The organism is Limosilactobacillus panis DSM 6035 (assembly GCF_001435935.1).
Taxonomy (GTDB): Bacteria; Bacillota; Bacilli; order Lactobacillales; family Lactobacillaceae; genus Limosilactobacillus; species Limosilactobacillus panis.
This window is the reverse complement of record NZ_AZGM01000021.1, coordinates 1-11,365: the sequence shown is the minus strand read 5'-3', so window position 1 is coordinate 11,365 and position 11,365 is coordinate 1. Positions and strand designations below refer to the sequence as shown.

At 49.3% G+C, this 11,365-nt stretch carries 13 protein-coding genes; 6 read left to right on the top strand and 7 right to left on the bottom strand.

Annotated elements, in window-relative coordinates; genetic code table 11:
* Positions 1-159: 159 nt before the first annotated feature.
* Positions 160-891, bottom strand: a complete 732-nt coding sequence (locus tag FD32_RS01430; RefSeq protein ID WP_047769694.1) for a GntR family transcriptional regulator — start codon at positions 889-891, stop codon at positions 160-162.
* A gap of 122 nt (positions 892-1,013) precedes the next feature.
* On the opposite strand from FD32_RS01430, the gene ybaK reads away from it, so the two are divergent.
* Entirely contained in the window at positions 1,014-1,520 is a 507-nt protein-coding gene (ybaK, locus tag FD32_RS01425; RefSeq protein WP_047769696.1) for a Cys-tRNA(Pro) deacylase, read from the top strand.
* A gap of 78 nt (positions 1,521-1,598) precedes the next feature.
* The gene (locus FD32_RS01420; RefSeq protein WP_047769697.1) at positions 1,599-3,035 is read left to right on the top strand and encodes a C69 family dipeptidase; all 1,437 of its coding nucleotides are present in this window, start codon (positions 1,599-1,601) and stop codon (positions 3,033-3,035) included.
* A gap of 63 nt (positions 3,036-3,098) precedes the next feature.
* Here FD32_RS01420 and FD32_RS01415 read toward each other — a convergent pair whose 3' ends face one another.
* Genes FD32_RS01415 through FD32_RS01405 form a run of 3 tightly spaced genes read right to left on the bottom strand, consistent with a single transcriptional unit; the run spans position 3,099 to position 5,001 of the window.
* On the bottom strand, positions 3,099-4,055 hold the full coding sequence (locus FD32_RS01415) for an NAD(P)-dependent oxidoreductase (protein WP_047769699.1): 957 nt from the start codon (positions 4,053-4,055) through the stop codon (positions 3,099-3,101).
* Positions 4,056-4,072: 17 nt separating this feature from the next.
* The gene (locus FD32_RS01410; protein WP_047769701.1) at positions 4,073-4,624 is read right to left on the bottom strand and encodes a hypothetical protein; all 552 of its coding nucleotides are present in this window, start codon (positions 4,622-4,624) and stop codon (positions 4,073-4,075) included.
* Entirely contained in the window at positions 4,615-5,001 is a 387-nt protein-coding gene (locus FD32_RS01405) for a hypothetical protein (protein WP_047769703.1), read from the bottom strand. Before FD32_RS01405 ends, FD32_RS01410 begins: the two co-directional genes overlap by 10 nt.
* Positions 5,002-5,125: 124 nt before the next feature.
* Between FD32_RS01405 and FD32_RS01400 the strand changes: the two genes are divergently transcribed.
* Together FD32_RS01400 and FD32_RS01395 are read left to right on the top strand one after the other, a co-directional pair.
* Complete coding sequence (locus tag FD32_RS01400) at positions 5,126-5,968, top strand: TIM barrel protein (RefSeq protein ID WP_047769705.1); 843 nt, start codon at positions 5,126-5,128, stop codon at positions 5,966-5,968.
* A 2-nt stretch (positions 5,969-5,970) separates the two neighbouring features.
* Positions 5,971-7,092: an AI-2E family transporter gene (locus FD32_RS01395; RefSeq protein WP_047769707.1), complete on the top strand. Its 1,122-nt coding sequence runs from the start codon at positions 5,971-5,973 to the stop codon at positions 7,090-7,092.
* Between the two features lie 47 nt (positions 7,093-7,139).
* On the opposite strand, the gene FD32_RS01390 is transcribed toward FD32_RS01395, so the two are convergent.
* Genes FD32_RS01390 through FD32_RS01380 form a run of 3 tightly spaced genes read right to left on the bottom strand, consistent with a single transcriptional unit; the run spans position 7,140 to position 9,086 of the window.
* The gene (locus tag FD32_RS01390; RefSeq protein ID WP_047769710.1) at positions 7,140-7,667 is read right to left on the bottom strand and encodes a DUF1836 domain-containing protein; all 528 of its coding nucleotides are present in this window, start codon (positions 7,665-7,667) and stop codon (positions 7,140-7,142) included.
* Positions 7,654-8,208, bottom strand: coding sequence for an NAD(P)H-binding protein (locus FD32_RS01385; RefSeq protein ID WP_047769712.1), 555 nt, complete (start codon positions 8,206-8,208; stop codon positions 7,654-7,656). The genes FD32_RS01390 and FD32_RS01385 overlap by 14 nt, the downstream gene beginning before the upstream one ends.
* 14 nt (positions 8,209-8,222) lie before the next feature.
* A complete protein-coding gene (locus FD32_RS01380; RefSeq protein WP_047769713.1) occupies positions 8,223-9,086 on the bottom strand; it encodes an energy-coupling factor ABC transporter ATP-binding protein in 864 nt (287 codons plus the stop codon).
* 164 nt (positions 9,087-9,250) lie between these two features.
* Here FD32_RS01380 and FD32_RS01375 point away from each other — a divergent pair, with 164 nt between their 5' ends.
* Positions 9,251-10,618, top strand: coding sequence for a hemolysin family protein (locus FD32_RS01375; RefSeq protein ID WP_082126079.1), 1,368 nt, complete (start codon positions 9,251-9,253; stop codon positions 10,616-10,618).
* 74 nt (positions 10,619-10,692) lie between these two features.
* Positions 10,693-11,163, top strand: coding sequence for a class Ib ribonucleoside-diphosphate reductase assembly flavoprotein NrdI (gene nrdI / locus FD32_RS01370; RefSeq protein ID WP_047769718.1), 471 nt, complete (start codon positions 10,693-10,695; stop codon positions 11,161-11,163).
* Positions 11,164-11,365: the final 202 nt, after the last annotated feature.

Below are 11,365 nucleotides of genomic sequence, written 5' to 3'. Positions count from 1 at the left end.
CTACGGCCCATAGTGGACTTTCACCACCTAGCTAATACCCATGCCGGGCGCACTAATAAAAGGGGTTGGTGGGAAAAAAGTTTTCCCACCAACCCCTTTTGGCTTTTCGAATATTACACAGTAATCGCGGAAAAAAAACGTACTTTCCCCAGCTTCTCTCTATCCTTCCTGGTCTAAGTTAATGAATGTGCTATACCGCATGTACTGGTAGTGGATCCGCATGCTTGAAACCTCAAACGGGGTTCCATCGTCTAAAAAGAAGACCCCGTCCATGATGCTAACCGGCTCCGTGGGCTTAAGTTTTAGCAGTTTCTGGTCGTCTACTGTTGAGGGGGCCACGCTGATGGTTGTAAATGACTTGGTTACCCGCTTACCCATACTATCTTCCAGGTAGTTGAAAATTGAGCTGTTAACAATCGCTAGTGACAGGGTCGGTACAATCTTAATAGGAATAAAGCCGGTCTCAATCATAAACGGCTGGTCGTCAATCAAGCGTAGCCGTTTGATTTGGTATACAAAATCGTTATCATTAAGGAAGAGTTCCTCTTGAATATCTTCACTAGCGGGAATAACTTGGTAGTTGAGCAACTGAATACGCTGCTTCTTACCGGCAACTTGAAAACTATCAGTAACCCCCAAATTGCTACCCTCATAGTGAAAGAGGGACTGGTTCTTCAAGTACAGGGGGTTAATGAAGGTTCCTGACCCCCGCTTTTTAAAGATAATCCCTTGCTGGGCAAGAATTCCCAGGGCCCGCTTGATTGAGCTCCGGCTTACCCCGTAGGTTTCACTGAGGCTTCGCTCGTCGGGGAGGCGCATCCCCTCGTATTGGTTCTTCAAGATTTTCTGCTTTATATCGCGCATTACGGAGCTATATACTAAATCTGCCATGTCGTTAACTCCTCCGGTCGATGTGTCCCGCTTATTTCACTACTAGTATAACAGACCTATTTCAAATTGGGACCTTTTTGTGAAATATTGGTCCGTTCCAGATTAAAAAAGGGAGTTTTATTATGAGCAAAAAGAACGAAAAAAGCAAGTTGAAAAAGACCCAGGTTGAGCAAATCCTGGACAAAAATAAGATTGCATATAAGCAGGCAGAATTTCCAACCCACCAGGATGGGGACGTGCGGACAATGACCGTGGACCACACTGGGGTCGATGAGCATACCGTCTACAAGACCCTGGTCCTGTCCGGAAACGTCACCGGGCCGCTCGTGGGGGTCTTGCCGATTGATACCCACCTGGACGAAAAGAAGCTCGCCAAGGTCTCCGGTAACAAGAAGGTCAACATGGTGCCTTTAAAGAAACTCCTGAAGACAACCGGCTACGTCCACGGTGCCAATACACCCGTGGGGATTTACGAAAAGTACCAGTACCCAATCTTCATCGACCAGGTTGCCGAGGAACAGGGGGAGATTTACGTTTCGTCTGGTAAGATTGGCCGGTCCGTCTGCCTGAATGCCACCGACCTTGCCAAGCTCGTCCACGCTAAGTTTGCCGACCTTGAGCAAAAGTAACACCGGGTGTAGTAATTGACCCGTTTTCTGAATAAGTTTAAAGTATAAGTATCTTAATAAAAGAAAGGTTTTGAAGAAATGAAGAAGAACTTATCCGCTTGTACAACGGTCCTTGTTGGGAAGAGCGCAACCATTGACGGCTCCGTCATGGCGGCCCGGAACGATGATACCTTCGCTCCCCTTACTCCTCAACGCTTTGTCACTTACCCGGCCTACCATAACCACCCGAACCAGGTAAAGGCCTACCTTAATAAGTGTGTGGTTGACCGTCCTGCCGATGGTTACCGTTACCAGGGGACCCCAAACGTTAACTACGAAAAAGAAGGGGTCTTTGATGAGAGCGGCTTTAATGAAAAGAACGTGGGGATGAGTGCGACCGAAAGTGTCTACGCAAACGAGCGGGTCCTGGCGGTTGACCCCTTGAACACCGAAACCGGGATCAACGAAGACCTAATCGTGGCAGCAACCCTCCCGTTCATCGATAGTGCTAAGAACGGGGTTGAATACCTCGGTCAGTTAATCGCTAAGTATGGCTCTGCCGAAGGAAACGGGGTAATCTTCGCCGACAAGAACGATGTCTGGTACATGGAAATCGTCACTGGTCACCAGTGGGTTGCCCAGCGAATCCCCGATGATGCGTATGCCGTAACCGGTAACCGAATTGCTATCCAACAGGTTGACTTCGATGACCCGGCCAACTTCATGTGGTCCGACGGCATTCAAGAATTCGTTGAGAAGAACAATTTGAACCCGGACAAGCACGGTTGGAACTTCCGCCATATCTTTGGGACCGCTGACGTTTTTGACCAGCACTACAACACGCCCCGGCAATGGTACGGCCACAAACTGCTCAACCCAAGTGTTGAACAGGACCCGCTGAACTTTGATCTGCCCTTCATCATGCGGAGTGACCGGAAGTTGACCTTAAAGGATGTCCAAGATGTCCTCAGCAGTCACTATCAAGGCACCCCTTACGATCCGCTGGGTCACGAGGGCAACAAGCAAGAACGGGAAATGTTCCGGCCAATTTCCTTGAACCGGACCCAGAATTCGCACGTCCTGCAAATTCGCAACGACCTACCCGAAGCGGCCTCCACCATCATGTGGATGGCCTTGGGGGTGCCAACCTTCACTCCATATGTTCCATTCTTTGGTAACGCCGACGATATTGACGTTAGCTACCGGGAGACGCCAAAGAAGCTTAACATGGACTTCAAGAGTGCCTACTGGATGTATCGGGCCCTCTCGATGATTGTTGAATCCCACCACGCTGAATTTACCCAGGCCGATCTCGACTACTTAAAGGACAGCCGAGAATACTTTTATCGGTGGGTAAACAAAGTTGCCCACCAGGTTGAGGGGATGAATCCTAAGGAAGTCAACCAATTTTTGAGTGACCGGACCCACGAAATGGTTGCCGAAATGGCCAAGCGGACCAAGAAGCTGATGGCCGAACTAATCATGCATGGCCTAGAGCTTTCCAAGCTGACCTTCAACATAGACAAGAATTTGTAATTGGGAATAAAGGATAGAGTAAAGCCGAGACTAGAGAAAAATTCTCCGGTCTCGGCTTTGTTTTTACTTATTTACCTGATTAATTGCCACCCCGTCGCGGAGATAGGAAATGAGGTTTTGCGACGCCTCCTTGGCCATCGCAACCCGGGCAGCTGTGGTTCCCGTCCCCACATGGGGTAACAGAACAACATTATCAAGTTTACGGAGCGCGGCAGTAACCTTGGGCTCGTGTTCGTAAACATCCAGACCGGCACCTGCAATTTCACCTGTTTCCAGGGCCCAGACAAGGTCATCCTCCTTAACCAAGCTCCCCCGGGCAACATTGACCAGCAAGGCCGTCTTCTTCATCTGCTTAAAGACCGCTTTGTTAAATACTCCGGCAGTTTCCGGGGTTGCAGGTGCGTGGAGGCTTAATATATCGGCCTCTTTAACCAAGGTCGCAAAATCGGCATACTCAATTTTCCGCTGCTTTTCCTCTTCAGCGGGTAAGCGGTGCCGCTTGTTGTACAGGACTTTCATCCCCAGGACCTGGCAGAACTTGGCAACCTGGCCACCAATCCCGCCATAACCATAGATACCTAGCGTTTCCCCCGCCAGGTTCATGCCCATATACTTCGGGTTGGAAACGTCGAGCCACTTGCCCTCACGGATTGCGTGGTCATAAAAGTGAAAACGTCGGGCTGTTGCCAGAATCAGGCCTAGGGCAGTTTCCGCGGTTGAGTAGCGAACACTGCGGGAACAGTGGGCAACCACGATTCCCTTTTGTTTTGCGTAGTCAATGTCAACGTTATCAAAGCCATCCCCCTTAGTCGAAATAATTTTCAGGTTGGTCCCGGCATCAAGGAGTTCACGATCCCCTTTAGTTCCTGAAAGGATCATCCCATCAAATTCATGGAGGTGGCGGAGGACCCACGACCGGTCGGTAACCGCTGCATTGTCGAAGACATCAAAATTTTGTCGTAATTCTTGTAGTCCCGCCTCCGGGATGTCGCCAGTAATTAGGATTTTTGCTCTTGCCATCAGATTTCCTCCCGTCTTCAGAATTTCCACAATAACATCAGTAGGGCCAGCAAAAAGGTCAGGCACCCTAACAGGACATAACGATAAGGGTGCCGGGCCGCCTTGCCGTACCGGTAGTCGTTTTGGTAACGCTGCATTGCGGCCAGAATTGCTAGTCCGAAAGTGGCCGCGACCAGGCTATTAGCCAGACACAGGATCAAAAGGGTCTGGTAACCGCCCGCCCAGTAGGTTACAAAACTGTCCGTCCCCGCCAAAGCCGCCACCAGGGTGGCCGTCACCACCAGGCCGGCCAAAAACTGGTAGGTGCCGCTCCGACGAGTAACTAGTGGAGCCCACATCCGGGGGATCATTTTGCCCACTGCAATTAGTAGGATTGCTAGGGCCCCCAGGCAAATAATGATGAGTCCCCGCTGCCACACGCCGTGGTTTGCCGTAACCAATGCTAGCAAGTAACTAGCGACAATAAGGGCCCCGCTCCCGAGCGGCAAGGGAATAAAGAGGGGACTGGTCAACCGGGTAACCTGGGCGAAATAGTTGCCCAGCAGGGCCTGAATACTTGTCAGGGCCAAAAAAAAACTGCTCCTAAAACTGTCAGCCGCGCTGGGGCCAATACCTGACCGGGAGCGCCCCAAGCGAGGACCAGAGCGGCAATCATTACCACCGCGTTAACTATTGCCAAAGCCTGGTAGTGCCCCTGCTGCTTGACTATTGCTGGCTGGTTGTAAATGAGTAGCAGGTTGTAAATATTGGCAATCAGGACGGGAACGGAGAGTAGCAGGATGGATTCCTGCAAATCCTGGGTAGGGGCCAGGATTCGACCACTCGCCTGCCAAGCGCTAGTAATCGTCATCCAGCCACCAGCCCAGGCTAAGGGAATCATGGGGACAAGAACCAGTGGCGGCTTTGAATAGGGGCCCTGTTTAAATTTCTTCACTGAATTTGCCATCTAACTTCCTCTTGAATCATCGGTACTGAAATCAATTATAACAAAATTATTATCTAGATGACTTCCATTACGACTGGTCAAATCTGCTATGATGGAAGCGAGGAATTAAAAAGGAGTCTTTAAAATGTTTCAACCACAGCTGGGGCTAAAGGGAAGCAGCGACCGTCAGCAAATCGACGACCGGCTAGTACACCATCCCCACGTTTACGAATTCTTTACCGCCGCCCGTGATTTTACCCCCGAGGGTTACCGTCACCTGGCGCGGGCAATCCAATACGTCCAATCGCAGGGAATTAAAAACATCGTCCTCCACCACCCGATGACCTTCCACGGTTACCATTCTGACGTGGTGGCTCCCGAAAAGGAGTATCCTGACCTCTACCGCTTCATTGAGACAACTACAGAGCAGTTGATTCGCCTGGCTGATGACTATCACGTCCAGGTACTCGTTCACGGTGGCTACTCTGGTGACCAAGTCAAGCACATGGTCGCTTTATACCCATCAGTTGAATCTGCCCGCCAGGCCGTTTACCAGCGGTTGGACCGCTTTACCCGGGCAGGACGGGACCAAATCATGTTTGAAAACTCGATTGCCCCCGTCTTTGCCTATTGTGACCCGGACGAGGAAGACGAGATCTTAAGCCACCACTACCGGCTGGCATTCGACATCTCACACTGCTTCATCGGGCTACATGGTGACAACCGCGGCCTCCAGGCTTCCCTCAAGCACCTCGCCCCAGCCGTTGTCCACTACCACCTGGTTGATTCGATGGGGTTGACTCACGATAGCTTGACCCTGGGGACAGGTAAGGTCGACTGGGCACCAGTCCTTCCCCTGCTTAACCCCCATGCAACCAGTATTTACGAGATTAACCTACGCGACCAAAGCAACTGTCAAGAGCAGTTGGATAGTCACGCTTACCTGTGTCAAATTGCCCGCCACCTGCGTAAGAAGGAGAAAAACTGACCGTGAAAAAATACATTAACAGGCAGCACATCTCATTAGTGCTCGCTCTCTTCATCCTCTACCTGGCCATTATTTTTTGGCCCCACTTCATCAAGTGGGCAGGCACGCTTTTGGGCGCCATTACGCCCCTTCTGATTGGTGGCATGATTGCCTACATCGTCAATCTCCTCCTGCGCCAGTATGAAGGCCTGTACCTGCGCTTGTTTAAGCAGAAAAAAGCCCGCCGGTTTAAGCGCCTGTGGGGGATTTTCCTTTCCTACTTCACCATTTTTCTGATTGTGGCGATTGTCATCCGCTTGGTAATTCCGGAGCTCATCAACTGTATTCAGCTTTTGATCACCAACCACAGCCGGGTAATTACCCGCTTCATTGCCACCTTTGAGAACAATGACGATGTCCAAAAGATCCTCCGTAATTTTGACCCCCGCCACATTTCCTGGGCAAAGGCGCAAAAATACCTGACCTATGGTTTTGGCGGCACGTTTAAGGCCCTCATGTCAACCGCCTCTTCCGTTGTCTCGGTTGCCACCACGGCCGTAATTGCCTTTTTCTTTTCCATTTACCTCCTTATTTATAAGGAAATGCTGGCTCGCCAGTTCTCCCGCTTAATCAACACCTACCTGGCTAAGGTTAAGCGCCCACTGATGTACGTCGTTCACACCTTCGACGATAGTTACAGCAGCTACATCGTCGGTCAATGTAAAGACGCTGCCCTCCTGGGAATCGCCTGCTTTATCGGGATGACCATTCTGCGGATGCCATACGCCACCATGATTGGCGTGGTCACAGCCTTTGGCGCTCTAATTCCAATTATTGGGGCTATCCTGGGAGCCAGTATAGGGGTTGTCCTGATTTTTGCCGTTTCCCCAATCAAGGCGGGAATCTTCCTGGTCTTTATCATCCTTCTCCAGCAGTTTGACAACCGGGTCACTTACCCCCTGGTTGTTGGCAAGAGCAACGGGCTCCCCAGCGTCTGGGTATTTGCTGCTGTCATTGTCGGCGGGAGTATTTCAGGAATTCTCGGTATGATGCTGACGGTCCCCCTCTTCGCCGCCATCTACCGGATCGTTGCCACTGATGTCGGCAAACGAGAACAAGCAAAGGAAAAATCAATAGCTGAATAGAAAAGGCCCTTAGCATTCAGCTCACGAGCGCTAAGGGCTTTACTAATTTATTTTTTCTTAACAACTACTTGAGGAGCCTGCTGGCACCGCATCTCGCGTACTAGGTGGATAGCTTTTAAATGGGCCAGTACCGCGTCAATCGCTAGGCTCGTCAGTTCAACGGTCTGGGCATCTGCGTTTTCCACGGCCACTTTTTTCCCCGCCAGCTTCTGGTCAAGAATTGTCACAAAGCGGTCGTATGCCTGTTGCGGATACGACTGCAGTGTTGCTTGGGCGATCCCCCGCCGAATTTCTTCAATTGAGAAGCTTGGTTTGAAAAAGCCAATAATCAAAAGGTCGACCAACTGGTTAACGGCGTACTTTTTCTTGACAGGTGCCTGGATGATTTTCTTCTTCACGTAGTTGTTAACCATTGACTTGGTCAGCGGTTCAACACCGACCCCGCTAAGTTGCTCATTAACGATTGTGACTACCTGGTCAATGTACAACCCCAGGGCCGGGAGTTCCTTCCAGCGTGGGAACTTAACGTGGATTAACTGTTCTTGCCACTGCTTGTATTGATTATTTTCTATCATCGTAATCCCCCTCGTCTTCGGCTGAAACACCAATCGACTGCCCATCGTACTGGTCACTATCCAAAACCTGGCTAAGGACCTTCGCTAGAGCTTGTTCACTAACGCCCGTTCCCGTTATTGACTGCCCTTCTGCCGTGATTTTGGCTTTGGTCGTCGTCGCCATAATTGGGAGGGCCCGGACAATGGTATAGGGCAGTTCGAACTCATCAATCATTTTAACCGCATACTGGTGGGCCCACAGGTACTCTTGAGCACTCTTGCCGTACCACTTTTTCAACTGACCAATGTCCGCATCATCAGCGGTCCCCGCCATTGAAAGCATGACAATCTTGCGGGTCAAAAAGATGGACTGGTCAATTAACTTGGCCAGGTCTTGGACCTCATCGTCAACCGGGTCACCGGGTTGGGCAAGCCAGCATAACTGGTCGCCACGCTTAAACTCAACTTTAAAGCTGCTGACGGCAACCGCGTCGTACAGCTGTTCCATGAGCAGGCGACTCAGTTGGTCATGGCGACGACTAACAATTACTGTTCTGCCCATCAAATCACCCCTTCTTAGTAGGCCATCAATTCATCTTCAACCGTTGAGTCCTCAATCCGGACATCGGTAATCGTGCTCTGTTCAAGGAGCGGCAAGAGGGCTTGGATGTTGCCGGTAAACAGGAAGCGGACTTCGTTTTCCGCCTCTTCCAGCATGTGGGCGCCCAGCTTAACCGCCATTTCAACGGGGAAGCCGGTCCCGGTAACGGTAACCGTGCAATCGACCCCGTCATTCATCGTCAGGTCCCGGGCCGACGTCAAGCGGTTGCTGTTGAAGTAATAAATGGTGTTGGCAAACCGCATCATTGTTGAAACATTGTCACTGGTAAAAATAACCAGGGAGTCGGTCTTCCTTGTGTAATCCTTAATAAGGTTGCCAATTATCAGCCGGGACTTTTCGGTCAGGCCGTCCAACGCATCTCCCAACACCACAACGGGGCGACGCAGGGCAAGCAGGATAATGATCTTTAGTTCCTGTTGCTGGACCGCACTGAGGATGGCCGTCTTTATGTTGTACTTAATTCCCAGGGGCAAAAGCATCTGGAGGGTATGCTCAACATCCAGGGCCCCACTCACATGCCGCAATGCCCGGTGGAGGACCTTTTCAACCGTCTTGCCCTTCAGCTGAACATTTTCAAAGAAGGCCATCACCCGCTCTGGGTGCCGCCGGAAGTTGGCGATGTCCTGCCCATTAATTTCAACAGAGCCATCAATAATATTTCCCTGGCTCAACAAAAGTTGGTCAATGGCTGCAGCTGGACCATCATCACTGCTACAAATGGCCACCATCTGCGGTGATACCAACCCCATTGAAACGTCCTCTAATTGGTCACCAGATTTAGCTTCAAAGGTTACCCCATTTAATACAACGCTACTCACAATAATATCCCCCGTTAGTGGCTTTAGTATTACCATTCAATTTTAGCATTTTTCTGGACAATTCAGGGAAAAGTTGGCCAATTACTACCTAAAATTGGAATATATTTAAGCCTTTTCATCCAAAATAATGTAGAATAATAAATTGTAACTATTTTCACACAGAAATGAGGAATGCTATTTTGGATAATGGTCAGATATTAATGAATTTCATTATTATCATCATTACCTTTATTTTCGCAGCGTTTTTCGTCGCCGCCGAGTTTGCCCTCGTTCAAACCCGGGTAACCGCCCTGGAAGAATTACAGGCAAAACGTAACAAGCCATCAGTAAAAATTACGCGAGCCATCAAGATGGTTACCAACCTGACCGAGTACCTATCAACAACCCAAGTGGGGACCTCCATCTGCGGGATTATCCTTGGTTGGATTGGTGAAGATACTATCGAAGGGTTACTCGTCGACGCCCTTCACACCTCCAGTGTTGGTCTCAACAGCAACCTGACCCACATCATCAGTGCCATTGTCGGTGTCCTGATTTTGACCTACTTTGAGGTCGTTCTGACAGAAATTGTTCCGAAAAACATCAGTATCGATATCCCAGTCAAGATGTTGATGCTGACGGTCACGCCACTCCACTACTTTCACGTGATCTTTTATCCCTTTGTCTGGCTCCTCAATTCATCTGCCAACGGAATTGTCCGCTTGATGGGCATGAAGCCGGCAGATGAAAATGACGAGGTGCTCTCACAAAGCGAGATTATTAGCCTATCGCGAAACGCCGTTAAGGGTGGCGCCCTGGAGCACAATGACCTGGTCTACATGAAGCGGGCCTTTGCCTTTAACGACAAAGTTGCCAAAGACATTATGATCTATCGGACCCAGCTGGCAGTTATTGACATCAACAGGACCGTTAATGACGCTCTGAAGGAATACCTGCAGACTAAGTACAGTCGCCTTCCCGTGGTTGCCAATAATGACCGGGATAAGATCCTGGGCTACGTCTTCAACTACGACCTGGTTCGTCAAAAGCAGGCTAACGGCAACGTCTCATTGGCAAAGGTTCTTCGCCACCTTTCGACAACGCCAGAAAACACACCAATTACTGAAGTCCTCAAGCAGATGATTAGGACTCGGGTCCCAATGGTTGTCGTCGTCGATGAATACGGAGGAACCAGCGGAATCGTAACGGACAAGGATATTTATGAGGAATTGTTCGGAACTGTCCGTGATGAGATTGATAACGTTGCTGACAACATGATCTCCCAGTTAAGTCCTGACACCTACCACGTTGATGGCAAAACGACCATCTATGACTTTGAACGCTTCTTTAACGTGGAACTTAACGAGCCCGAGAATAGTGATACCGTTACGCTTTCCGGTTACATTCTGGAAAACTATAACCACGTTCGCGAAGGTGATCAAATTACTTTAAGCGGCTTAGAAATTACAATTATGGACTACGAGAATTCGTATATTGACTGGTTAAAGGTCAAAAGATTAGGGTCAACAAAGGCAAAAGACGAAGATAATTAATGCCGCCCTACCTGTTTTATCGTATAGTTAAACAGGTGGCTAAAAGTTTAATTAGTGCAGAAAGAGGAATTAAAATGACAACAATGAACATCCTTTATATTTCACTTGAAGGAAATACCCGCTCTTTTATTAATCGCTTATCTAGGTTTGCTAAACAACAAAACATTATCAACAAAAATAACCCATTGATTCATGCTAAGGAAATCGAGCCACAAACTCTTCCCGCCAGCGAATTGGCACCTTTTTTCGTATTCGTGCCCACCTATTTGACTGGTGGTAACGGGATTGATTCTGGGTTCACTGAAATCATGACTAACTCCCTTGGTGAATACATTGAGGAGGGTAATAACGCTAAGTACTGCATTGGTGTCGTCGGTAGCGGAAACCGAAACTTCAACGAGCAATACTGCCTGACCGCACGTAAGTATGCAAAATTATTTAACGCCCCATTCCTTGATAACTATGAACTGCGGGGGACCTCACGAGATGTCGAACGAATCTACGGTGTTCTAAGCCGTGAATGGACAAAGCGGGAAAAGGATTAACCTGCACTAAGCCTCAAAAATATGTTTATAAAATAAAACAAGAAGCTGGGAAAAAAGCATCAGAGCGCTCCGTATGGCTAGTATAGGGCGATCGTTGGCACGGAACGGGCCGGCGATTGTCCGTAACTAGACACTAGGAGCGCGCCTTTTTTCCGCGATTACTGTGTAACATTCGGAGAATCGAGTAGGAGGTAATTGATTA